General features: G+C 62.8%; 19 protein-coding genes and 1 pseudogene. 8 read left to right on the top strand and 12 right to left on the bottom strand.

Annotation, left to right across the window (positions count from 1 at the left end; all coding sequences use genetic code 11):
* From QCD75_RS18595 to QCD75_RS18605, 3 genes are all read right to left on the bottom strand, one after another.
* The coding region (locus tag QCD75_RS18595; protein WP_301230910.1) for an aldehyde dehydrogenase family protein at nucleotides 1-580 on the bottom strand (580 nt) is incomplete at its 3' end.
* A gap of 185 nt (nucleotides 581-765) precedes the next feature.
* Entirely contained in the window at nucleotides 766-1,626 is an 861-nt protein-coding gene (locus QCD75_RS18600) for an alpha/beta fold hydrolase (protein WP_301230911.1), read from the bottom strand.
* Nucleotides 1,627-1,644: 18 nt separating this feature from the next.
* On the bottom strand, nucleotides 1,645-2,052 hold the full coding sequence (locus QCD75_RS18605) for a hypothetical protein (protein WP_301230912.1): 408 nt from the start codon (nucleotides 2,050-2,052) through the stop codon (nucleotides 1,645-1,647).
* A gap of 217 nt (nucleotides 2,053-2,269) precedes the next feature.
* Here QCD75_RS18605 and QCD75_RS18610 point away from each other — a divergent pair, with 217 nt between their 5' ends.
* From QCD75_RS18610 to QCD75_RS18620, 3 genes are all read left to right on the top strand, one after another.
* Nucleotides 2,270-3,268 carry a LysR family transcriptional regulator gene (locus tag QCD75_RS18610; protein WP_301230913.1) on the top strand — a complete coding sequence of 333 codons (999 nt, stop codon included), beginning with the start codon at nucleotides 2,270-2,272 and terminating at the stop codon, nucleotides 3,266-3,268.
* Nucleotides 3,269-3,427: 159 nt separating this feature from the next.
* Nucleotides 3,428-4,537, top strand: a complete 1,110-nt coding sequence (locus tag QCD75_RS18615) for a hypothetical protein (protein ID WP_301230914.1) — start codon at nucleotides 3,428-3,430, stop codon at nucleotides 4,535-4,537.
* A 635-nt stretch (nucleotides 4,538-5,172) separates the two neighbouring features.
* On the top strand, nucleotides 5,173-6,219 hold the full coding sequence (locus QCD75_RS18620) for a helix-turn-helix domain-containing protein (RefSeq protein WP_301230915.1): 1,047 nt from the start codon (nucleotides 5,173-5,175) through the stop codon (nucleotides 6,217-6,219).
* A gap of 188 nt (nucleotides 6,220-6,407) precedes the next feature.
* Here the strand turns inward: QCD75_RS18620 and QCD75_RS18625 are convergent, their stop codons facing one another.
* A complete protein-coding gene (locus QCD75_RS18625; RefSeq protein WP_301230916.1) occupies nucleotides 6,408-6,653 on the bottom strand; it encodes a hypothetical protein in 246 nt (81 codons plus the stop codon).
* Here QCD75_RS18625 and QCD75_RS18630 point away from each other — a divergent pair.
* Together QCD75_RS18630 and QCD75_RS18635 are read left to right on the top strand one after the other, a co-directional pair.
* Nucleotides 6,652-6,999: pseudogene (locus QCD75_RS18630) on the top strand (hypothetical protein). The gene QCD75_RS18625 and the pseudogene QCD75_RS18630 overlap by 2 nt on opposite strands.
* Nucleotides 6,914-7,477 (top strand): glycoside hydrolase family 32 protein, encoded by a 564-nt coding sequence (locus tag QCD75_RS18635; protein WP_301230917.1) that lies wholly within the window; start codon nucleotides 6,914-6,916, stop codon nucleotides 7,475-7,477. The pseudogene QCD75_RS18630 and the gene QCD75_RS18635 overlap by 86 nt, the downstream one beginning before the upstream one ends.
* A 497-nt stretch (nucleotides 7,478-7,974) precedes the next feature.
* On the opposite strand, the gene QCD75_RS18640 is transcribed toward QCD75_RS18635, so the two are convergent.
* The 5 genes from QCD75_RS18640 to QCD75_RS18665 form a co-directional block, all read right to left on the bottom strand.
* A complete protein-coding gene (locus tag QCD75_RS18640) occupies nucleotides 7,975-8,196 on the bottom strand; it encodes a hypothetical protein (RefSeq protein WP_301230918.1) in 222 nt (73 codons plus the stop codon).
* Nucleotides 8,197-8,641: 445 nt separating this feature from the next.
* Nucleotides 8,642-9,895 carry a metal-dependent hydrolase family protein gene (locus QCD75_RS18650; RefSeq protein ID WP_301230920.1) on the bottom strand — a complete coding sequence of 418 codons (1,254 nt, stop codon included), beginning with the start codon at nucleotides 9,893-9,895 and terminating at the stop codon, nucleotides 8,642-8,644.
* Between the two features lie 63 nt (nucleotides 9,896-9,958).
* Nucleotides 9,959-10,414 (bottom strand): GAF domain-containing protein, encoded by a 456-nt coding sequence (locus QCD75_RS18655; RefSeq protein ID WP_301230921.1) that lies wholly within the window; start codon nucleotides 10,412-10,414, stop codon nucleotides 9,959-9,961.
* 44 nt (nucleotides 10,415-10,458) lie between these two features.
* A complete protein-coding gene (locus QCD75_RS18660) occupies nucleotides 10,459-12,132 on the bottom strand; it encodes a hydantoinase B/oxoprolinase family protein (RefSeq protein ID WP_301230922.1) in 1,674 nt (557 codons plus the stop codon).
* A gap of 10 nt (nucleotides 12,133-12,142) precedes the next feature.
* Nucleotides 12,143-14,194 (bottom strand): hydantoinase/oxoprolinase family protein, encoded by a 2,052-nt coding sequence (locus tag QCD75_RS18665; RefSeq protein WP_301230923.1) that lies wholly within the window; start codon nucleotides 14,192-14,194, stop codon nucleotides 12,143-12,145.
* Between the two features lie 672 nt (nucleotides 14,195-14,866).
* On the opposite strand from QCD75_RS18665, the gene QCD75_RS18670 reads away from it, so the two are divergent.
* From QCD75_RS18670 to QCD75_RS18680, 3 genes are all read left to right on the top strand, one after another.
* Entirely contained in the window at nucleotides 14,867-16,219 is a 1,353-nt protein-coding gene (locus tag QCD75_RS18670) for an MFS transporter (protein ID WP_301230924.1), read from the top strand.
* On the top strand, nucleotides 16,216-17,040 hold the full coding sequence (locus QCD75_RS18675) for an aspartate/glutamate racemase family protein (protein ID WP_301230925.1): 825 nt from the start codon (nucleotides 16,216-16,218) through the stop codon (nucleotides 17,038-17,040). The genes QCD75_RS18670 and QCD75_RS18675 overlap by 4 nt, the downstream gene beginning before the upstream one ends.
* A 417-nt stretch (nucleotides 17,041-17,457) precedes the next feature.
* On the top strand, nucleotides 17,458-18,405 hold the full coding sequence (locus tag QCD75_RS18680; protein WP_301230926.1) for a zinc-binding dehydrogenase: 948 nt from the start codon (nucleotides 17,458-17,460) through the stop codon (nucleotides 18,403-18,405).
* Between the two features lie 191 nt (nucleotides 18,406-18,596).
* Here the strand turns inward: QCD75_RS18680 and QCD75_RS18685 are convergent, their stop codons facing one another.
* The 3 genes from QCD75_RS18685 to QCD75_RS18695 are packed head-to-tail and all read right to left on the bottom strand — an operon-like array spanning nucleotide 18,597 to nucleotide 22,436.
* Nucleotides 18,597-20,144, bottom strand: a complete 1,548-nt coding sequence (locus QCD75_RS18685) for a helix-turn-helix domain-containing protein (RefSeq protein ID WP_301230927.1) — start codon at nucleotides 20,142-20,144, stop codon at nucleotides 18,597-18,599.
* Nucleotides 20,137-21,219 (bottom strand): DUF917 domain-containing protein, encoded by a 1,083-nt coding sequence (locus QCD75_RS18690; RefSeq protein WP_301230928.1) that lies wholly within the window; start codon nucleotides 21,217-21,219, stop codon nucleotides 20,137-20,139. Before QCD75_RS18690 ends, QCD75_RS18685 begins: the two co-directional genes overlap by 8 nt.
* The gene (locus QCD75_RS18695; protein WP_301230929.1) at nucleotides 21,216-22,436 is read right to left on the bottom strand and encodes a hydantoinase/oxoprolinase N-terminal domain-containing protein; all 1,221 of its coding nucleotides are present in this window, start codon (nucleotides 22,434-22,436) and stop codon (nucleotides 21,216-21,218) included. The genes QCD75_RS18690 and QCD75_RS18695 overlap by 4 nt, the downstream gene beginning before the upstream one ends.
* Between the last annotated feature and the right edge of the window lie 216 nt (nucleotides 22,437-22,652).

Below are 22,652 nucleotides of genomic sequence, written 5' to 3' on the forward strand. Positions count from 1 at the left end.
TCAGCGGCGTCAGGTTCGCGGACTTCAACACCATGGTGCAGCCCGCGGCGACGGCGGGGGCGACCTTGCGGGTCGCCATGGCCAGCGGGAAGTTCCACGGCGTGATCAGCAGGCACGGGCCCACCGGCTTCTTCGTCACCAGCAGCCGGGACTTCCCGTCCGGGGACACCGAGTAGCGGCCGAAAGCCCGGACGGCCTCCTCGGAGAACCAGCGCAGGAACTCCGCGCCGTAGGTGACCTCACCCCGGGCCTCGGCCAGCGGCTTGCCCATTTCCAGGGTCATCAGCAGCGCGAAGTCCTCGGCCCGTGCGGTGACGAGCTCGAAGGCCCGGCGCAGGATCTCCCCGCGCTCCCGCGCAGGAACCTTGGCCCAGGACTCCTGCGCAGCGGCCGCCGCGTCCAGGGCAGCGGCCCCGTCCTCGGGTCCGGCGTCGGCGATGCTCAGCAGGACCTTGCCCGTGGAGGGGTCCTCCACGTCGAAGGTCTTGCCGGACGCGGCCGGACGCCACTGGCCGCCGATCAGCAGGCCCGTCGGCACGGAGGCCAGCAGGGCGGCTTCACGCTGGGCGTTTGTTGACATCGTTATGTCTCCAAGGGGTTTGAAGGAAGTCGTAGCGGTGTGCAGCCCGACCTTCAGCAGTTTGGTGCGGTTCGGCTGCCAGAGGCACGGCATGAGGGATTAGATCTTCTGTGTGTCTTTCGCCATTGGGGTGGCGTCGGTGCCGACCCTCCAGGGTCGGCACCGACGCCTGAGGTGAGAACCGGCTAGGCTCGGACGCTGGTCTTGGTACGGATCAGGTCCAGAGCCTGAACGAGGTATCCCTTGAAGACCGGGTAGTTCTCGCTCATTGGGAAGTGCCCGATGGCCTTCATCTCGATGAACTCGGCGCCCGGGATCTGGCTGGCGGTGCGGGCTCCGTCTTCAGGGGTGGTGAGGTAGTCGTACTCGCCGGTCATCAGGACCACCGCGCATTTGTTCGTCTGGATTTCGCCCAGTTTGCCGCGCAGATCGTGGTCCACCGAGTAAAAGTACAGGTCACCCTTGAACGCCTCGGAACCCTGAGTGTAGTAGAACCACGTCTTCCAGCGGTCCGCCTCCGGCGATTGCGGGGCCATGAGGTCCCAGGTGCCGCTGCCGCACACCTGCGCGGCGTTGGCGTGGGGGTGCTGCCACCAGTCGAGGTAGAACCCCGGTGAGTAGTCCGCCCCCTCCACGGGGATGACGGCGTCGAACCTCTCCGGGAAGCGGTGGGCGAGCTGCAGCGCTATGTTCCCGCCGAAGGAGGATCCCATGAAAATGGGATCAACCAGTTCCAGTGCATCGACGAGGGCAACGATGAAGTTGGCGAAGTGGTCCGCACTGAGCTGGTACTCCTCGGTCCACCACTGAGTGTTTTCAGGCGGGTCTGATTTGCCGTGGCGGGGGAGGTCGTAGGCGATGACGCGGTAGCTGGCGGTGATCTCCGGGTCCTCCAGCAGGCCACGCCACTGGTGGTTGTGGGCTCCGGCTGTGTGCTGGCAGACCAGGGGCTGGCCCTGGCCGTTTTCGAGGTAGAAAACCTTGTATTCGAGGCCGTCCACGTCGACTGTGACGTAGTGGCCGGTGACGGGGGAAATTTTGCTCATGTCAGGAACTCCTATGGTCTAGACGGGTGCGCCGGTGGAGCGCAGCAGCTCGATCTGGCGGGTGAGGCAGCGCAGGTTCTGCATCAGAACCAGGACATCGCCCTCCAGCTTCATGTCGCGCTGGAAAGTGGCGGCCCAGATGCCGTGGTACATGGGAGCCGGGACGGGCTTACCGAATTCACTCCAGGTGTGGGCGCTGGCCCGGATGGCGAACTGGTAGGGCACCTCGATGGGTCCCGGGTCCACGGAAATCTGGGCGATGGTGCCCGACACCACCCGGACAACAAAGGTGTGCGCCTCCATGTCCAGCAGGTAGGAGCAGGTGAAGTACTTTCCGTGGGCCCGGATTTCCGGGTCCTGGTTGTTGGCCTCGGTGAAGCTCTGAACCCAGGCGTCTACAGAAGGGGCACGTGTTGCGACCGTCATTTCGTTGTTCCTCTCATTGGTCTCGCGGAGGGCCGGGCTACTCTGTCCGAGCCTCGAAAGCGGGGTTTCTGGAGTGCCTTTGCGGCTGTCTCCGATGGCAACCCTTCGCTGCTTCCATTGCAGCCCCCGTTGCCACGAACGGTCCAATACCTGTCCCCTATCCACCGATAGCCTGAAACTATTGGACCCCGGTTGCGGCGGAGCTTAGAGTTGAACGATGCAGCAGCCACAGCTTGACCTGCGCGTCCTGCAGTACTTCGTCGCCGTTGCGGAAGAGCTGCATTTCGGGCGAGCCGCTGCCCGACTTCACATCGCCCAGCCATCCCTCAGCGTCCAAATACGGAAGCTTGAACACTCGCTGGGCACTCCCCTGCTGATCCGGACCAGCCGCAGCGTCTCCCTGACCAGCGCAGGTGATGTCCTGCTGGGTGAAGCAAAACGCCTTATGTCCGCCGCGGAGCGCGCCGTTTCGTTGACCCGGGAGGCTGCCAGCGGTGTGCGGGGCACCCTGATAGTCGGCTTTCAGGCCAACGCAGCTGCTGAACTGACGCCGCGGATCCTTGCCGCGTTCAAGAACAACCATCCGGAAATCCACGTCCAGATGAGGTCCTTCGATTTCGCCGACCCTACTGCCGGGCTTGCCGACGGAAGCGCTGACGTGGCGTTTGTGCGGCCTCCGCTGCCGGCGGCTGACTGGCTCGCCATGGAGACACTGTTTATTGAGCCGCGGGTCCTCGTAGTCGCCAGCAGTTCCCGCTTTGCCGGGCTGTCCGAGGTCTCGGTGGAACAGGTCGTTGATGAGCCTTTCGTCGCCCGCAAGGCTCCGGACAAATGGCGGGATTTCTGGCTCGCAACCCAGGCCCGCGGCGGACAGCCGGTCCGTCTGGGCACTCAGGTAGCCACCGTCGACGAGTGTTTCGAAGCCATCATGGGTGAGCGGGGAATTGCGTTCACTCAAGCCTCCACCCAGCGTTTCTATGACCGTCCGGGGCTGTCTTTCATCCCGGTCAGAGACGTCCCGCCCTCGCCGCTGTCGATTGCATGGCGCACTGACGTCAATGACGAGCTGGCACGCGAGTTCGTGGAGACCGCCCGGACCCTGGCCTCCTTCGGAGGCGTTCCGAACCTCGCCGACTCCCGTCGGGGCGCCTCGCCGCAGTTTCCGGATGGGCGGGGCAATGCGACATCCATGGCGGGCAGAGGAACCCTTTGTTGAGGCCGCTGCCGGTAGACCTTGACCCTGTGGGCACGGGAAGGGATACGAACCGCGGCGGCCCGGAGCACACCCACGGAGTCAGGCATCGGGAACCTGTGACCATGGCGACGGTGACATCCAGTTCGCTGGTTATGGACACCGAACCATAGGAGGCCGGGCGTGCCGGAAAGTTCGGGCGACGTAACCCGCATCAGTGCCCGCACCCTCGGCGTGCTCGCCGAACCGGAGGTCACGGCCGAGTTTGCCGAGCGCAACGGCCGCGAAGTGGTCCATCTGCTCAACCTTGCCGATGAGCGCCACGACTGGTCCGTGGTGATCGAGTACCAGGATTTTACGGCTGGCAATGGGTTGGCACCGATGCTGGACTCCATGGCGAAGCACCGGATCCGGCGCGCATGGGATGTCGTGGTCTGCCTGACCGATCTTCCGATTCGTTTCGAGGGCCGGACTGTGGTCGCGGAAGTTGCGCTTGGGGAGCCGATCTCCCTGGTTTCCTTGCCGGCGCTCGGCGCCGTCGACATCGACCGCCGGATCCGCACTGCCGTCGCCGACCTCGGCTGGGCGATGCACCGCCACTTCGATCCCGAGGATGACGCCGGTGAATTCGGTCCGCCCTCGCTGCACCAATCGCGGCGCATCGAGACCGCTGTTCTTGACGACGGGCCGATTGGGTTCCGCTACGTCTCAGCGACCCGCCTCGGCCGCGGACGGTTGCTGGCGGGCATGCTGCGGGCGAACCGTCCTTGGCGGCTGGTCTTCGGACTGAAAAGCGCAATGGCCGCCGCGATCGCCACAGGCGCCTTCGCGCTAGTCACGAACACAATCTGGCAACTTGCAGACCTGCTGGGGGCGCTCAGGCTGACGTTGCTGATGGTCCTGTCGATCAGTTCGATGGTGTTCTGGATCATCACCCAACACGATCTGTGGGAAAGCCCCCGGCGCGACGATCCCCTCGAACGATACAAGGCTTCCTTATACAACACCTCTACAGTGTGGTCGTTGATGATTGGCGTCGTGATCAGCTACGTCCTGCTGTTCGTGGCCGTGCTGCTGGCCGCGGCATTCACTATCGACGATTCCTTATTGGCGCAGACCCTGCAACATCCGGTCAACGTTTGGGACTTTGCTGAAGTTGCCTGGATGACGACATCGGCGGCGCTCATCGGCGGCGCGTTGGGCTCGGGATTCGAGTCAAAGGACGATATTCTTCGGGCGGCGTACGGCCAACGGGAACGTCATCGTCGCCAGTCGGTCGACGAAGGCGAATAATCCGGCATTGCCGGAGGCGGCCCAGCCTATCCTTGTTTCGTTACTCCCACCGTCGCCTTCACCGCGGTGCCCGGCGGCGATGAAGCTCGGCAGCGGGTCGTTGGCCGGTGTCGTCGGACTCCAAGGAAGAAGCGGACGCGATCAGCGGCGCTGTCCGGCGGACCGATGCAGCTGCAGTCCGTGCCCTGCGACAGGCAGGTCGGGACATAGGCGACGCCCTTCTAGGGAGCATCCACCTACTTCGACCTGGGGTCATCACTGTCAGAACCCGGTGTCCCGGTGCCACTGACTTGCTGCTCGCCGGCCTAAGGAGGCAGTGTACGCAAGCGGCGCACCCGCTGTGACAGAGAATCTGGTGTTGGCCAGTTCCAGGACAGGGTCTCCCGCGACTTCGAGCCGTGGACGCCGGACTGGCCGTGGAACCAGTGGACCGTTTGCTGTCGGCTCCACCTAGCCTCAGCGGACAACAGATCTGTTGGCCAGCACAGCGCAAGTCTGCTGAGCGCCAGTGCGTACCCGGTGACCGGCCCCGGGTAGAATCTAATGACGATCGACAACCCGTACAACACGATCGCTCTTGCTCTTGGAGCGACGGGGCATATTGAATCTCGGTTTAGCCAGAAGGTCCCAACCCCATGGAATATATTCCTCCCGACAGCGTCGTTGCCGGCGGTCCGGGCGGGTCATCGCAGGACCAGATCAGACGCTACACTGTTCCGGCCGGGCTGAGCCCCGAAGAAAAATTCGAACATTGGCGGAGCTGGTACGGCAGCGCCATTGACGCTCCCGTTCGGCTGGAAAAAACAGAAAAGCTAGTGCGACCGGGTTTCAGTCCAACCGCCCTGAGCCTCGACGGTCCCGGGTTCAGCCTTGTTGATGTCACGAATGAACCCGCCAGTTGCTACTGGAACGCGGATACGAAGCCCAGCGACTGGCTCGTCTATTTCAGGACTTCGTGTGACAAGTTCAGCTTCGCGGGACGCTCCGAGTCTGTCTCTCCCGGAACAGTCAGGTCCTTTGATCTTTCCTTGCCTGGCAACTTCCATGCGCCAGCCGGCTTTAGCGCGGTGCGGATCCATTTCGATCGAGGCCTGCTGGGCTTGGACGACAGAGCAGTTAATCGGCTGCAGGGGTTGGCCGACATCAGAGAAAACCCCATTATGCGTGGGCTGATTCTTCCAGCCTTGTCTGGCTGGCAGCGGACGGTCATAGCGCAGGAGATGCAGCGTCTCCAACCGGTCGTCTGGTCGATGATGACGGCCCTGGTCAGTTCCTTGCTCGAAACCACGGCCGATCCCGGCGATCTGAGACTGGCCCGCATCGCAGCGATCAAGAAATTCGTGCGCAAGAACTTCAGGAACCCTGCCCTCACTGTTGACGAGGTCGTGGCCTACTCATTTCTTTCACGCCGAGCCCTCTACTACCTCTTCGAAGACGAAAGGCTCCAGGTCAGCCAACACATCCGCGCCCTGCGGACCTTGGAAGCCCTCGAGCTCCTCGCCGAAGCAACCGATTGGAAACGCTCTCTGACGGACATAGCGGGCGCCGGCGGATTCACGAGCCTGCAAGCCATGCGCCGTGCCGTCAGGGAACTTACTGGCCTCTCGCTTAGTGATCCGCAGGAGAACCCGGAACTCCTGCGGATTCAAGTCGCCGAACTAAGGAAACTAACCGAGCTGTGAACGGGCCGGACAAGATCTCGCAGGCATATCATCCACTCTTCGCGCCGTTTTCCCTTGTGTCTCGATATCTGATGCGTCCCACAGGACTCGGTTGCTTCTGAGTGACTCTGCCGTCATGGATTTCGGGGGGCCCGGGGCCAAATTGTGCCCCACGGAGGAGGATACGAAGCCAGCCCGCTCTTTCTTTCTTACCTGCAACTTTTGACAATGCCGTGGCCTTCTCCGTGGCCGAGCCGTGAAAATACGATTAGGCCGCCCGCAACGCCGCCGCCGAGCGGATGAAGCGGTTCACCGAAGCACGCGACGCCGTCCGGAACGAACGCAGAGCAGAAATCGACGTTTGGGAAGAAGCCAATGCCGAGCAGGCACGGGAAATCCGGCAAAGGTTCCTGGCCGCAAATAGCGTCCAGCAGACAGCACAGAAGGATCAGCATGAACGCGCAGGAACCCCGCCCCGCCTTGCACTTCACAGCCACCGAGGGTTGGATCAACGATCCCCTCGGCGTGACCTGGAAGGACGGCCAGTACCACCTCTTCTACCAGTACGTCCCGGACCGCACCACCTAGGCCTCGAACTGCCACTGGGGGCACGCCACCTCCCCGGACATGATTGCGTGGACGGAACAGGGCGATGCCGTCGCCCCCGGGGACGGCGACGACGGCGTCTGGTCGGGTTCCATCGTGACGGACGCCGATGGAGCCGCCACCATGTTTCTACACCTCGGTCACCGAGCCGGACCTCGACATCGGCACCGTCCGGTCCGCCACCCCGAACGATGACTCCTGGGATTCGTGGACCAAGGGCGGGAAGTTGACGACCGCGCCGGACCTGGGCGAGGTCGCCTACCGCGACCCCTTTGTTTTCCGCGACGGCGGGCAGTGGCGCATGTTCGTGGGCGCCGGGCTGGAGGGCCGCACCGCCGCCGCAGTTTCCTACAGCTCCCCGGACCTTTCCCAGTGGACCCTGGACGGCATCGCCGCGCAGCGGTCCGGCACGGAGACAGATCCCGTCTGGACCGGCACCATGTGGGAATGCCCGCAGCTGTTTGATATCGGCAGCTCCCACGTCCTGGTCACGTCCATCTGGGAAGACGACGTCCTGCACTACGTCGCCTACGGAGTTCAAGGCCGATGCCGTCGCATTCGCAGCGTCCCCTCAGCAGGGAAAACACTGTGCCCGAGGTGGGACTCGAACCGGGTTCCAGCCCTAAGGCGCTCGAACGGTCAAGACATGCCAGGGGGACGAGTGGACGGTTGACCGGGTGCTTCTCACCTCTTGGCAGGTCAGGCGTCGGTCGGCGAGGTCCTAAGGAGATGTACGACCTGACTCCCCAGCTGCCTTTGCATTCGTCGGCTTTTGAAAACCACTCCCCCGGACGCTCGCCTCGACGCCGACTTGGAACCCATGCCTCCGACAGGTCCGTCTGCGAGCCACGAAGAAAGGGCACGGCACCGACAATTTGTCCCACAGGCTGTGGGACAAACGCGGTCGAGAGGCAACGCCCCTAGCTCAGACAACGGCTGACGAAAGGACAGCGCCGTTCTTGATCGGATACTATTCCGCTGCAAGGTCTATTCGGTGGGAAGCGAGATCGCTGAAACTTGCACGCACACGAACTCCCGCGCAGTACGCTACGCCGAGCGCGACCTACTCACTGTTGCGAGGCGTCCATTCCATTAGCGAGGATACAGAAATGCCGCGCAGCAGTAGCTAAGTGGACCGGCACGAACCCAGCCGGCTTCAGCCGGGTTCTTTCAGTCAATATGGCGAATATCGTACCCGTCGGTCTTGGCAATCAACTTTCGCAAGTGATTGCCATCAAAGCGAAGCCACATGATCGAAGAATCCGATGTAGCGGCTTCGACTTCGGCAGTGCGAACGTGCCGGCCGTCGCGCCGAATTTCGATTGTGCGCCCCACCAGCAGGTTCCATTCGTCCATTACTTCCGGCAGCGGTGTCCTTCCTTCCACTCCCATGGCTTATCCTCCGGGACTCGACGGGTTCAGTGAAGGAGTTCGCGGGTCATTCCGAAGGGAACTCTGTCCGACAAAGACGCTGTGTAGTGGCCGGGCCCGTGGCGTGTTACCAGGATCCCGTGCGACTTACTAAGCATGGCAACCCCCTGAAGTTGGCTTACAGCTACTTCTAACCGCTCGTCAAGAACGGAGTGGCTGCTGACGTGGATGTCGATGGGGTCAGCGAGTGCGGACATTACATGCCTCTCGTTTTCTGGCTCATTCAGGTCTATCGGGGCGCTTACTCGATGCGAGAAGGTGCTTTGTGCACAGCCTTGGCCCCCCGGCCCAGACCGGAAGGGTTTAGAACGGATCTGACCGAAAACAAACCGCTGTTAGCACAGAGCGACTACTTCCAGCTTGTCTGTGTCGGTGCCCGGGCACGCGCGAGTCCACTTCCGGCTTCTCAGACAACCGGAACGTTTACCGGGAAGTCCGCTGCGCCCCGAAGGGCACCGTGGGAGATGATCTGCCCGTCCTTGATGACGGTACGCGTCTTGCTTTCGTCCCAGAGGATCGAGGGGTCATGGAAGGGATTCCCGTCTAGCATCACCAAGTCAGCGCAGGACCCTCGGGTGATGCGTCCAAGGTCACCGCGCCGAAGCAGGGCGGCGTTGGTTGATGTTGCCGACCGGAGTGCGCCGTACACACCAAGCACTTCACACTGCAGGCGGAGTCCGGCCAGTTGCTCATCCTCCAAGTCACCCATGAGGTCTGTTCCGAACCCAATTCGGACCCCGGCGGCTCGGGCCAGTGCCACGGCGTTCCTCCCTGCCTCTAACACTTCCCGGTTCTTGGCCGCTCCCACTTTAGTGAGTCCGACTTCCTTGCCGCGTCGTTCCATGGCTTCGTAGGTCACCAGGGTGGGGACTAGATAGACGTCGTGGTCCGCCATTAGTTGGGCTGTTTCGGCATCCAGCAGGTTGCCGTGTTCGATGCAACGAACCCCGTTAAGTACTGAATGGCGAATGGCCTCGGGCGAATATGCGTGAGCCGTGGCGTAGCTGCCCCGGCGGGAAGCCTCCTCCGTTACGACGCGGATTTCCGCTGCGCTGTACTGCGGAACCCAAATCGGATCGACCGGTGAAACGACCCCTCCGGAGGTCATTAGCTTTATGGCGGACGCACCTGTGCGGAATCGGTGACGCACGGCCCGCAGCAGATTATCGGCGCCGTCCACCACTTCGCACATGTGCCCGCCATGGAAGCATCCTCCGTGGTTCGCGGCCCGGATATCGCCGTGGCCGCCTGTCTGGCTTAGCGCCGGGCCGGTGAAGAAGTAGCGTGGACCGGGGTACAGACCCTCCTCGATGGCGCTGGCAAGGCCAACGTCCCCACCGGCAACGTCACGAACCGCAGTGAAGCCGCGGAGCAGTGCTGCCGCGAGGCGGCGTGCCCCGGCAAGTGCGGAATAGCTCAGTGGGCCCGTCTCGTTCCTGGCGGACGTCAGGCTGAGGGCGTAAGCATGAAAATGCGCATCGATAAGTCCTGGAATCACGGTTCGGCCGCCGGCGTCAAGGACGACACCGGTCTCTTCCACCTCCCGCCCTGTGGCGGTGATCCGGCCATCCCGGATGCTGATAGAGCCCTCAATCAGGTCAGGTGATTCACCGTCGAAGATTAGGGCGTTCCGTATTGTCAGGCTTCCCGGAGTGGTCACGTGCGGTTCCTTCCTGTTGTCCCCCGCGGGCGGGCCCCCAATTAGTGCCCGCCCGCGGAGGAACTAGTTGGCGGTGGTAAGGGCTTCTTCGAGCAGATGGACAGACCGCCGTGCGACGTCCACGGCTGCGTCCACCGAACTTTGGTCGTAGCTGCCCTCAGGTGCGAGGAAGTTCATGGATCCGATAGTCTGGCCGTTGCTCACGACCGGAACGTTAACGATGGCCCCGCAGTCCAGTGACTCGATGGTTGCCGAATCAAAGAAGAATGCGCGGACTGCTTCCTTATCCGCCCCCAGGAACGGCTGCTGTCCATTGAGCACCTGTTCCAGCCACACCGGGTTCGTGTCCCCGGCGAGGGCCTTCTTTCCGCCCACCGGATAGACATCGGGATGGGTAGTATAGACGCGGGCCATGCTGGCGCCACTATCGGCAATGACGGAGGCCGTAAAGAGCGTGACACCGACTGCTTCCTGGGCGTGAGCGTACACGTCGTCGAAGGATTCAAATTGGGAACTCATGGAGTCCTTTCTTTTCTTGATGGGAACCCATCCGCTGGCGGTGATTAGTAGCCGTAGTGCGTCTTGGCGAAGTCCTCGGTGATGAAACCGTTGACGATGTCGTATGTGATGTCCTCGCGGGAGCGCTTGGAGACCTCTCCGAAGCCGCCGCCGCCTCCCACGGCGAGGCGGACGACGTCGCCGGCCTTGACCTTGTGGGCGTTCGCCTTCAGGGTGCGGACCTCATCGCTGCGGCCGGGGTTGATCACAACTTCGGGGCCCTGGGCGTCTGATCCGCCGAAGAGCCCCCAGGCGGGGGTCTTTGACCGTTCGAACCAGAGTCCGACGACGCAGTCGGCCAGGAATTCGTATTCGCGGACCACGCCGTTGCCGCCGCGGTACTGCCCGGGGCCGCCGGAGTTGGGGCGGATCGAGTACTCGTTGATCCGGAACGGGTAGCGGGTCTCCAGCATCTCGATGGGCAGGTCCTTGAGGGAGCCGTTGACGTTGTTGATCATGGCGGATTCGCCATCCGTGCCCTGCCAGGCACCCCAGCCGCCCAGAGTGGCTTCCATGGTGACGAAGTTCCGGCCGAAGCGGGCATCGAACCCGGCGGCGGTGATGATCATTGAGTCACCGTGGCTGGCGCTGGCGACGCGTTCGGGCATGGCCGGGGCCATTGCCTTGGAGACGAGGTCGATCAGCAGCCCAAGGTGGGAGAAGTACCACTGGCACGGGGCTGGCGTTACGGCGCCGAGCACTGAGCCGGACCGTACCTGGGTGGTCATTGGCCGGAAGGATCCGCCATTGGAGTTGGACTCCGGGCTGACGAGGAGTTTGTAGCCCACGCGAAGTGCCGAGACGGCCTGGGCGGCGCCGCAGTTGACCGGACCCGTGGTCTGGTCCGCCGAGCCGGTGACGTCGAAGTCAACGGTGTCGCCGGCTACGGTGATCCGCAGCTTGATCGGAATGGGAGTGTCCAGATTGATGCCGTCGTTGTCCAGGAAGCCCTCGGCTTCGTAAACCCCGTCCGGGATGTTGCGGACAGTCGCACGCTCGATTTCCTCCGTTTGGCGGAAGATCTCATCCCGGGCGGCATCCAGCTGCTCCATCCCGTACCGGCCCACGAGCTCCTTCATCCGGGTGGTCCCCATCCGGAGGGCGGCGATCATCGCGTGCATGTCACCGATGGTCTGGTAGGGGAAGCGCACGTTGGTCCGGATCAGGTCCACAACAGAAGTCTCAACTCCGGCTTCGACCAGCTTGACCGGCCCCATCCTGAAGCCCTCTTGAAAAATGTCCGTCGAGTCCATCGAACCGCCGACATCCTTGGACCCCATGTCCATCCAGTGAGCACGGGTGGCCGCGAATCCGACCACCGCGCCTTCGTCGAAGATCGGAGCAAAAATCGTCACATCGTTCAGGTGGGTGCCGCCCAGGTATGAGTCGTTGAGAATCCAGATGTCCCCTTCCTGCCAGACCGTGCGGCCGTACATCTCCTCCACGGCGATGGAACAGGTTTCCAGGTTGCCTAGGAACAGCGGCAGACCGGCGGACTGTCCGAGCACGCGGTGCTCGGTGTCCAGGAGGGCCACGACGCAGTCCCCGCCCTCGTAGAGGATGGGTGAGTAAGCGGAGCGGATCAGGGTGGCGTTCATGTCATCCGCGGCGCTGGTGAGCGCATTGCGGATGATTTCCACGGTGACGGGGTCCAGGGTTTTGACTGCTGTAATTGTCATTTTTTGTACCTCAGTTTCCTTCGACGTCTTCAGAGCGGATGACCAGGGAGCCGAACTCGTCGACCTTGACGTTGAACCCGGGGGGCACCACGGTGGTGGCGGTCTGCTCCACGATGATGGCGGGTCCTTCGAATGTGTGGCCGGCGCCGAGGTCGTCACGGCGGACCACGGTGGTGTCGTGTTCGACGTGGTCAAAGACCACGCGGCGGATTTCGTGCTTGAACTCCGGGCCCTGTGCGGTTACGTAACTCGGAGCTTCCAGCCGCCCCAGGTCGCCCACGGCCTGCGTGCGCAGCGTGACGATTTCGATCGGGGCGCCAAGATTGGAGTGGCCGTAGCGCTCGTGGTACATCCCGGAGAAACGGACAGCGAGGTTGGCGACGAAGTCCGGAGACTCGGGTTCCTCAGCGGACGTCAGCGGAACGTTCAGGGAGAACTCCTGCGACTGGTAGCGGACGTCCACAGACGCCGTGGTGGCGCGGCTTTCCTCCGGGACCCCTTCCGAGATCAGGGACGACAGGCCTTCGGCTTCCATGGAGCGCAGGATGCCGGCCATGTCGGCCACGTCGATGTCTTCGTCGAGGTAGAAGTACGGTTCGGAAAAGTCCTTGCGGATGTTCGTCTGCAGCATGCCCCAGGCGGAGAAAGCGCCGGGGAAGCGGGGAACGACCGTTTCCGGGATCCCGAGTTCCTTGGCCAGGAACACGGCGTGCATGGGGCCGGCACCGCCAAAGGCCACGAGGGCGAAGTCGCGGGGTTCGATGCCGCGGGAGATGGTGATGGTCCGGATCGCCTGGGCCATTTGGGAGTTGGCGACGTCGCAGATGCCTTCGGCCATGGCGATGGGGTCCAGGCCGAGCTGATCACCAACTGTTTTCAGGGCTGTGATCGCGGCTTCACGATCCAAGGCGACCTGTCCGCCGGCGAACCAGTCGGGGTCGACACGGCCGAGCACCAGGTTGGCATCAGTGACTGTGGGTTCCGTCCCGCCGCGGCCGTAGCAAGCCGGTCCGGGGGTTGCTCCCGCGGAACGCGGCCCGACCCGGAGGCCTCCGGCTTCGAGCCACGCGACGGAGCCGCCGCCAGCGCCGACGGTGTGGATGTTCACGACGCTCATGAGCATCGGCAGACCTTCAAGGTGGGCCTCCGTGGAGACGTCCGGCTTGCCGTCGACCACCAAGGAAACGTCAAAGGATGTGCCGCCCATGTCCACACCGATGAGGTTGCGGTTTCCCGAGACACCGGCCAGTTCGACATCGCCCATGGCACCGCCGACCGGGCCGGAAAGCAGTGTCTGCAGCGGACGCTTACGGGCGGACTCGGCGGTAAGCACGCCGCCGGAGGACTGCATAATGTGCAGCGGGGCTTCCACTCCCCGGTCACCGAGTTTCTCTTCTAAGTCCAGGAGGTAGTTGCGTACGACCGGCCCCGTGTAGGCCTCGACGACGGCGGAGGACGTGCGCTCGTATTCGCGCCATTCCTTGGCTGCTTCGTGCGAAAGGGAGACTGTGAACTCTTCCCCGAGTTCCTCGAGCAGGATTTCGCGGGCCCTGAGTTCGTGCGAGGGGTTCTTGTAGCTAAACAGGAACGCAACGGCGACGGCGCCGTAGCCCTCCTCCACTGCCCGGCGCGCTGCGTGGCGGACTGCCAGTTCGTCCAAAGGCGCGAGTTCCTGGCCTTGACTGTCCAGTCTGCCACCGACGCCGATGACGTCCTTGCGCTCGATCAGCGGGGCAGGCTTGCGGTACTGAGCATTGTAGAGCTCAAGCCGGGGTCCGCGGGCGATGTGATAGGTATCTTCGATGCCGGCCGTGGCCAGCAGTAGCACGGGAACCCCACGACGTTCTAGGAACGCATTAAGGCCCTGGGTGGTGCCGTGGACCAGGAAATCGATGTCCGATAGATCATCAACTATCGATTCGAGGCCTGCGATGACTCCGGCGCTCAGGTTCCCCGGCGTCGTGGACGCTTTCGTAGCCGCGTAGGTTCCGGCGGCCTGGTCGTACGCCACGATGTCAGTAAAGGTTCCGCCGATATCCATCGACACCCTGTAGTTCGGCATGTGTATCTCCTCATGGTCTTGGAATGGAACTTCGTGTGTGGGAGATCACGGTACATACGGGGCCAACCAAGATGGTGGGCATACTGCATGATTCGGCTACAGCCGTACGGGCAGAGTGCATAACAGTGTGTGCGGGCACCAGCACTGTCGAGGCCGGTGGCTCGGCGCCATCGGCGTGAGTTTACTGAATCGGCGCTTGTCCCTCTCGCGGGCGACAACGAAGACGCTTCCGGGTGGGTTAAGTAGCCCGGGCCATTCTGGCCGGGCAGGCACAAGTGCTGGAACGAACCGTGGCTGGCGCCCCTTTGGCGATTCCTCTCGGACGCCTGGCGCCAGTCCGAAAGGCCTAGCAGCAACGGCGGATAGAGCCTGCCCAATGTCCCCAAAACAAAGTCTCTTTGACCTGGGCAGAGGGTGCGCATCTAGAAGAGCAGTGCTTTACGCCCAAACAGGCGATTCAGAAAAGTGCAAAGTGAACACTATCTGAGCGCTCTCCGTTTGTAGTGTGAGTGCAATCACTCGGCGGGAGGCTAGGGCGAGCTACCCCGAGTGGAGGCTTGGGTGAGCTGCTCCGAGGTGAATTCATTGAATTCCTTGATATCCGGACTGTTCTCCGTGCACAGAAACGCTGCGTGTACTTCTTATCCTGTCCAAAATATCGGAGGTCAAGACATGTCCAGTATCGACCCACTCATTTCAGGGCAAGCGCCCGGGACGGCGAGCCCGCCTCGCTCCATGGCCGTCGGGCACGCGTTCCGCGACATGCCTTTCGGGTCCATCCACTTTAAAATCTGCGCGGTCCTCTTCTTCGCTTTCGCAATCGAAGCCTGGGAAATGCTCATGCTCACTTACGTGGCTGGTGATCTGGCTACTAGCCTGCAGGTCGGCATGACGCAGGTAGGAATAGCCATCTCGGCGCTCTTCCTGGGCATGATCCCCGGGTCACTAATTTGGGGGCCCGTCTCTGACCGGATCGGGCGCAAAGCCACGTGTGCATGGAGCTTCGCCGGTTATGGCGTCTTCACGCTCCTGAGTTGCTTCGCACCGAACTTTGAGACCCTCTCGGTGGCTCGCTTCCTCTCCGGGCTGTTGTTCTCCGGTGTCTTCACTGTGACTTTCCCCTATTTTGAAGAGCTGCTCCCGGTTAAGGTCCGCGGAAAGGCCACGGTCTATCTTGCCGCAGGGTGGCCGATTGGTATTCTGGCCGCCCTCGGCACCGCTGCTCTGATCGGCGGGCACGGCTGGCGCTGGGTCATTGCTGTTAGCGCACTTGCCAGCCTGTGGGGCATCGTTCTGTACAAGGTCGTTCCGGAATCCCCGTACTGGCTCGCGAGGCGGGGGCGGAATGAAGAGGCGCACGATGTCCTCGACCGTCTGGGAGCACGCGGCATTTCCCGTGGCACCATTTTCACCGTGTCGGAGGGCGAGAAGCAGTCCATCTGGGGCCTCTTCAGGGGGAGGATGGGCCGGATCACGGTCATTCAGGTCCTCATCAACTTCACCTTCTCTTGGGGCTACTGGGGACTTCAATCGTGGATGCCGACATTGCTTGAAGGGCGAGGACTGAGCGCCTCATCAAGCTTTTCCTTCATTGCCCTGAGCGCGGTCCTCATGATCCCCGGATACATGACGGCCTCCTACCTGACCGGACGCTTTGGCCGCAAATGGATATTCACGATCTACGTCCTCGCTGCCGCCGGCGGCGGTTTCTTCTTCGCGACAGCCTCAACCGAGACCGAGATGTATGTCGGCATGTTCTCTCTGGCCTTCTTCGCGCTGGGAGCCTGGGGTGTCTGGGACACGTGGATGGGCGAGCTCTATCCCTCGGCCCTTCGTGGCTCAGGTTACGGGTTCGGGATCTTCGGTCAGCGCGTCGCAAATACGGTCGCACCGAGTCTTGTCGGGTTCCTCCTAGCCTCCGCCGCCGGAGTCACCTCGACAATTCTGTTTATCAACATGTTCTTGTTTGTCACGGTCATCCTCGGCCTGTTCTTGCCCGAAACCGAAGGAAGTGAATTGGAATGAACACCCCCACCGACAATCTCTACGATCTCTCGGAGAACGTCCGAATCCTGTGGATCAACCCGCTCTACACCGATGTGTACAATCGAGCGATGGCGGATTCCTTTCGCCAGATAGTCCGTCCCGGCACCGAAGTTGATGTCGTTTCCCTTGACGGAGAGGGCCCCTCCCACGTTGAATACAACGCTTTCGAGGCTCTCATGCTTCCGCAGCTGTTGCGCACCGTGCGGTGGGCGGAAGAAGAAGGCTACGACGCCACCGTCATCGGTTGCTTTTACGACCCGGCGCTGCGGGCGGCACGCGAAATCACCGACCGCATGGTGGTTGTAGGCCCGGCGCACTCGGCGCTGAGCATCGCCGGCAGTCTGGGCGAGCGATTCTCCATCCTCGTCGGACGGAAGAAGTGGATTCCCGAGATGGCCGAGAACATCCACCGTTGCGGCGCATCAGAGCGCCTTGCCTCGTGGCGGGTGCTTGAGATGGGCGTCGATGACTTCCAGGAGAATCCCGCACTCACGGAAGAGCGGATCATGAGCGAAGCCCGCAAGGCCGTGGAGCAGGACGGCGCAGACGTCGTCATCCTCGGCTGCACGGCCGAATTCGGGTTCTTCCGAACGGTTCAAGAGGAAATTGGCGTACCCGTGATCGATGCGACCGTGGCCCCGCTCAAACACGCCGAGCAGCTCGTCGACTCGGTCCGTCGGTTCGGTTGGACGCACAGCAAGCGCCTGGGCTACGACGGGCCCACGGTCCAAGAACGCCAACGGTTCTTCCCGGCTCTCGAGCCAAAGCACATGGTGTCAATGACCACGGTGTCCTCGTAAATACATTGCACCGCTCGTCACGCCGACTGCTTGCGCGTCACAGAGCCCCTCCACCCCTACGGCATCTTTGGCCGGAGGTTACCCCGATACCCTCGCTTGCCTTGACATCCCGTGATCGAGGCAGGCGAGGGAACCCTTGCGGGTCACCAGCAATGCGGGACGGGTAACCGCATCCTTCCCATAACCCGGCGGCATCAGCGCCGGCTAACCCAATCAAAATCAAACGTGGCATTTAGCACCACGCATAAACGGAGGTAAGGCGATGTCCAGACGGAGCCTATGTATCAACCCCACGATGACCCACGCTTACCATGTCCAAATCGGACTGCTGTCCCCCCTCAAGCCCAACCTCTCGCTGGTCCAGCGATGAGCAGGCCGGAATCCGCGGTTGTCTTCCGCAAATTAGGCGGCCCCGAAGTGCTGGCCGTCGAAGCTGCTTCTCCACGTCAAGTCGCGGCAAACGATGTCCGCATCAACGTCGCAGCTTTCGCACTCAACCGGGCAGATCTGATGTTCATCCACGGAGAGCATTACACCATCCCGGTGTTCCCCTCGCGCATTGGGTCCGAGGCAGTGGGTACCGTCACCGAGGTCGGCGAGAACGTCACCGCCTTAACCATCGGCGACCGCGTCACGAGCATTCCCTTCTTCACCGCAACCGACGGCGTGCAGGGAACAACAGCCGTCCTCCCGGCAGACTACCTAACCCTTGCTCCACCGGAACTTTCGGATGCCCAGGCTTGCTCTGTTTGGATGCAATATCTCACTTCATACTTCGCCTTCGCGGAGGTAGCCAATCTCGGATGCGAAGACACAGTGCTCGTCACTGCCGCCGCCAGTTCGGCCGGGCTTGGCGCCATCGAGATCGCACGCGCACTGGGGGCGAAGGTGGTCGCGACGACACGGTCGGAGAAGAAGCGATCGCTCCTCCTCGAGGCCGGCGCAAACGCAGTAGCCCTCGCGGGGGTCGATGACCTCGGCGAGGTCATCGACCGAACCACCGATGGCAAAGGCGTGCGGGTCGCTTTCGATCCTGTCGGAGGAGAGTCCCTCGGCACCTACGTCGATCACCTCGCGCCCAACTCCGTCATTTTCGGCTACGGAACGCTGAGCGACTCGCAGCCCGTTATCCCCATGGCGGCAATGTGCAGAACTCAATCGGTTTTCCACCCGTACTCAATGTTCAACCATGTCGGACGGGCCGATGAGCGGCGGCGAGGTGTCAACTTCATCCTCGAGCGGATTAGCTCCGGGGCCCTGCGGCCCAGAGTCGACAGGGTCTTTGCTTTCGACCAAGTGCTTGATGCCTACCGCTACATGGAGTCGAACGAACAGTCAGGGAAGATCGTCGTCCAAATAAGTTAGCCCTGCCGGGCCTGGATCCGTGTCCGTGGAACAGTCCGGCGGGCACGGACCAGGGTTGGGCTCCGGCATGGACCACGCCGTCACGGACTGCTGACGGATGGAGACGCGCGCCGTGCTCGTGCCCGGCGTTCGATAGGGGCAGTTTAAGCGCTGGCCGAAGCCAGAAATCCTCGGCCCAATCATTGAAGGAATCAGACCGGGAACTCAGGGAGTCCTTTCTGGTTTTCGAGGGGGTCTTCGGAGGTCGTTTTGCCTGTCACAGATCGCCGCAGCACTTTGATGATGAGGTGGACGGACAGCAGCTCAGCGGGGATATCAAGCGGGACACCGAGATCCCGTGCCCGGTTAAGCCGGGCCTGCAGGGTGTTCCGGTGCAGGTTGAGGGATTTCGCGGCGAGGCTGACTGAGCCGCGGTGATCGAGGAAGGCGGCCACTGCGGTAATAATCACGTCGCGGTCAGGGGAGGTCATCAGTCGCGGCAGTGAGAGTTCTGCCACGAGCGCGACGGCGTCCATGTCGACGAAGGTCGTGGCCGCGACCACCCCGAGGCTGGCGAAGCCGAGAACCGTGCCGGACCCCGTTGACCGGGCGGATTGTGCAGCCAGCCGCGCCTCACGCACGATCAACGCCAGCGCCGGGGCATCCTCCTGCCATCGGGACAGTCCCGCCACCAGGCCAAGCTCGGCAAGAGCAGGCCCCAGACGTGTCCTGATTCGGCTTTCGAGCTGGGTCGAGGCGTCCTGATCCCCGGCCGGTACGAGCGTCAGCCAACCGCCTTGAACCTCAGCCAAGGGGCTGCGTACTGTGACCTTGCGCCAGAGCAGGCGCAACACGGCCGTCAGCTCGGGCCGATGGTCCTGCACCTGCCCGCTGCTGAACCACACGGCCATGTACGGCTCCCCTTCGCGCCAGCCCAACTGGGTCAGCAGATGCCGGTGTTTTTCCTCGAACTCCGCGCCCGACGCGGCAGGGTCCTGATCCAACCCGGCGATCGCCGCTGTGGGAACGGCCCGGGCAGTACTAAGTACCTCCTCCAACAACCAGGCAGCCTTCACCGCGGGGGTGGCCACCTCAAGGATTGAGCGCACCAGCCGCAGGTTGTGGACGCCGGAAGTGGGCGCGCGGGCCGTGAGGGTACCACGGACGACGCTATTGGCCCCGCCGACTTCCACGGTGATGACTTCGTCAGTCTCCCGTGGAGCCAGCCCGGCGGAGGCCAGAACCACGCCGTCGTACTCCAGCGAAACTCCGACCCCGTCCAGTTCCCTGGAAATCGTCTTGAGGACATCACCGAGTGTGGTGTCCTTTGCGACTGTCCGGGCGACCCTGGCCAGTTCCGCATCGACCACAGACAGGGCAGCGCCGATCTCGGCCGCCAGCGCCAAGGCAAGCGCTGCAGGCTCCCCGTCAGTGGCCAGCAGCGTGATGCCCAACCGCTCCGCCAGTCCGACCGCCGCGCTTGCATAGACGCTGCCGGCCACGACGACGGCGCTAGCCCGCCGCTCCCACGCATGGCGCAGCGCCGCGGACACCAGCCAACCCCCTGATCCCATCTCTGAGGAGAGGACCACCACAGTATTGGGCCGCACCTGCCGGATCGCCTCAAGCTGGGAGACGAGGACAACACTTTCTATCAACCCGCTGGATGGAGTGAGATATAGCGGCGTGGCACCACGGAGGGAACCGTGCGCCAATAGCGCGACAACATCGAGCCGGGTTTCATTTTTCGATCTACGCATGTCGCCGCCTTGGGTGCACAATCGGAATGCCGAAGGCCTTGGGCTCGGTAAGATCAAGCCCCGCCTCCGAATACCACTGCGCCGCTGCCGAGAACTTCACGATGTCGATGACGTCGCCCACCTGGACGTCCTCGAGGTTGACCACCGTGCCCTGCTCGGAATTAAGTAGCGTCACCATGTCCGGGACGGCTGCTGTTACCGCGCCATCCACGAGGACCAGCAGGATCTCATTCTGGATTTCAAGACGGACGATGCGTCCGGTGGTTTCGTCTTCGAGCGTTACGCTGGACGGCTGCGCCGGCAAGCCGAGGTCGGTGGGCCGGGAAAGGCTTTCGATGTGGCTCACGCGGGCCCGGGCGATGCGCGTGGCGCCGAGGAGATCGGCGAGCAACAACAGCTTTCTATCAACCGAGGTGCTCGCGTCGAGGATTTGCCCGATCCGGATCATCCGGCTGATGGAGCCATGAACGCCATGCTCCCTCAGCTGTTGTGCGGAACACGGATACATGGCGGTGGCAGCCCAGCCGCCGAGTTCGGTCACCAGCGCACGCACCAGCGTCTCGGCCCGCTGCGGGCTTTCGACCTCGACCACCGCCCGTTCCCCGGTTACCCCCATGAGCGCGATAGGGCCGATCGCCACATTTCCAATGTTCAGAGTTGTCTGGCTGATCAAGGGGAAAACGCGGCCCATGGGGTCGGAATCGATGACGGGCAGCGAGGACTGCAGCCCAACCATGAGGGGGACGATTCCGTTGATGTTGGCGGCGGCGAGCGAATAGATCGCCCTCACCCTCCGGCCGAGACTGGCCTCGATGGCACTGATGCAGCCGAGGAACTCATCGCCCACGGGAGGCATATCGGCGATGAAAAGGCCCTGCGTTACCATTCCGACCGCCACCACCAGATCATCGGGAGCAAGCTCGTCGACGGTGATGAGTTCCAATGACCGATCCTCCATCCCCCGCTGGATCATCTCTGCGTAGACGTAGATGGCCGTCGGGTCGATGGTGCAAGCCAGGAAGTGGGCACCTGTTCTGAGGTTCCGGACGTCCTCGGTAGTGAGTACGGTGCTCATGGGTTGATTCCCCGCGCGGCTGCGGGCAGCACGTGTTCCTCGTCGGCGGACGTTTCTCCTGCCGCCTGGACCCGGATTCGAACGATTCCGGGGTTGCCGTAGGGCATGGCAAAGACGTTCGATTCAATGATGTGGGTCTGCCCGGGGCTGGCGCCCAACTGGACCGCCGCTGAGTGGGCGTCCTCTTCGGCGAGGTTCTGAACGCGTTGCAGGTCAACCCGGCCACTGACGGTCTCGAGCCTGTCGATCCACGCCGTCAGCGGGGCCACGGCAGATCCTACCAGCGCGGCGTCCTGCAGCGCCGGCAGAGTGGGCACCAGCCCGAAGGGCAGCGCACTCTCCTGCCACTCGCGGAGGTCGGCAATCACGGAGGGGACGTCGGTGCGAACCGGATGGTGGACGGTGTACGGCTCCAGAATGGCGGCGTTGCTGGCGAGGCTTGCCTCAAATCCTTGGCGAATGAGGCTTCTGGCGACAGGCAGCCCTCCACGGGTGTGGCCCACGCTGACCCCGGCCTCCATGCAGAGAATGACTTCCCCCTCGGGGATTCCCGCCAACGTGGCCGCGCCAAGGATTCCCATCGCGGGCTCGGCGCGCAACCCGTGCACAGGCGCCAAGGCCAGCCGTGACAGAGGTGCGCGGCCGCCGTCGTTCTTTGCAAACGACAAGAGGGTGGCCGGGAACTGGCGCCGGCCTGCCTCCTCAAGCATGGCAGCCAGCTCTTCCCCCGTCTCCATCAGGGCGCTGTTAAGGATGGCCGTGTAGTCGCGGTCCCGGAAAACGCTGGAATAGAAGTCATTGGAAATACTGATCCGCATGTCTCTGTCGTTGCTTAGGATGGCATCAGCTATGCGCGTTTCATGGTCCTTTGACGCTGTCGAACCGACGGAAGTGATCGCCACGTTCCGCACGTCCCCGGCAAGGATGCCGGGTAGATCGGCCAGGAACGCCTCCAGGTCCAACCGGGCCAGAGTCCGACCCCGCAGGTCGTGACCCCCGCGGACATGCACGGTCCGGGTCACTGCCGGCTGAACAAGGGCTGGAAGCACGGTCATGTGAAATTCGTCCGCGGGGGGACGGGGCGAAATACGGATGGCGACGACGTCGGCCAGTTTCCGCTCCACCAAGACCCGTCCGACGTCGGCAGTGATCTCCGTGATGCCTGACCCGAACTCCCGACGGAGCCCGGACAGGGACGACTCCAATGCTTCCGACAAGCTGCCCGCGTGCACCTCCCGAGCGGAGGAAACTGCAGTGCGCCCGTCCAGTACAACGGTCCGGCAGTTGGTTCCCTGTAGCCGCAGTCCCACTCTCATTGTTCAGTTCCTGCCTGGCGTCTACCAACGATGAGTATCTGCCGAGTGGTGAATGTCTTCCATGTGTATAGAGTGCACCACTGGCCGTCATCTAATGCTGCGTCTGCATCTGATCGA

This window comes from Arthrobacter sp. PsM3 (assembly GCF_030433895.1).
Lineage (GTDB): Bacteria > Actinomycetota > Actinomycetes > Actinomycetales > Micrococcaceae > Arthrobacter.

Excerpts from the sequence above, each read along its gene's own strand:
- QCD75_RS18640 (WP_301230918.1), bottom strand. The coding sequence starts at position 8,196 with ATGGGAGTGGAAGGAAGGACACCGCTGCCGGAAGTAATGGACGAATGG.
- QCD75_RS18675 (WP_301230925.1), top strand. The coding sequence starts at position 16,216 with ATGAACACCCCCACCGACAATCTCTACGATCTCTCGGAGAACGTCCGA.
- QCD75_RS18670 (WP_301230924.1), top strand. The coding sequence starts at position 14,867 with ATGTCCAGTATCGACCCACTCATTTCAGGGCAAGCGCCCGGGACGGCG.
- QCD75_RS18685 (WP_301230927.1), bottom strand. The coding sequence starts at position 20,144 with ATGCGTAGATCGAAAAATGAAACCCGGCTCGATGTTGTCGCGCTATTG.
- QCD75_RS18635 (WP_301230917.1), top strand. The coding sequence starts at position 6,914 with ATGGAGCCGCCACCATGTTTCTACACCTCGGTCACCGAGCCGGACCTC.
- QCD75_RS18605 (WP_301230912.1), bottom strand. The coding sequence starts at position 2,052 with ATGACGGTCGCAACACGTGCCCCTTCTGTAGACGCCTGGGTTCAGAGC.
- QCD75_RS18690 (WP_301230928.1), bottom strand. The coding sequence starts at position 21,219 with ATGAGCACCGTACTCACTACCGAGGACGTCCGGAACCTCAGAACAGGT.
- QCD75_RS18665 (WP_301230923.1), bottom strand. The coding sequence starts at position 14,194 with ATGCCGAACTACAGGGTGTCGATGGATATCGGCGGAACCTTTACTGAC.
- QCD75_RS18655 (WP_301230921.1), bottom strand. The coding sequence starts at position 10,414 with ATGAGTTCCCAATTTGAATCCTTCGACGACGTGTACGCTCACGCCCAG.
- QCD75_RS18600 (WP_301230911.1), bottom strand. The coding sequence starts at position 1,626 with ATGAGCAAAATTTCCCCCGTCACCGGCCACTACGTCACAGTCGACGTG.
- QCD75_RS18610 (WP_301230913.1), top strand. The coding sequence starts at position 2,270 with ATGCAGCAGCCACAGCTTGACCTGCGCGTCCTGCAGTACTTCGTCGCC.
- QCD75_RS18660 (WP_301230922.1), bottom strand. The coding sequence starts at position 12,132 with ATGACAATTACAGCAGTCAAAACCCTGGACCCCGTCACCGTGGAAATC.
- QCD75_RS18620 (WP_301230915.1), top strand. The coding sequence starts at position 5,173 with ATGGAATATATTCCTCCCGACAGCGTCGTTGCCGGCGGTCCGGGCGGG.
- QCD75_RS18625 (WP_301230916.1), bottom strand. The coding sequence starts at position 6,653 with ATGCTGATCCTTCTGTGCTGTCTGCTGGACGCTATTTGCGGCCAGGAA.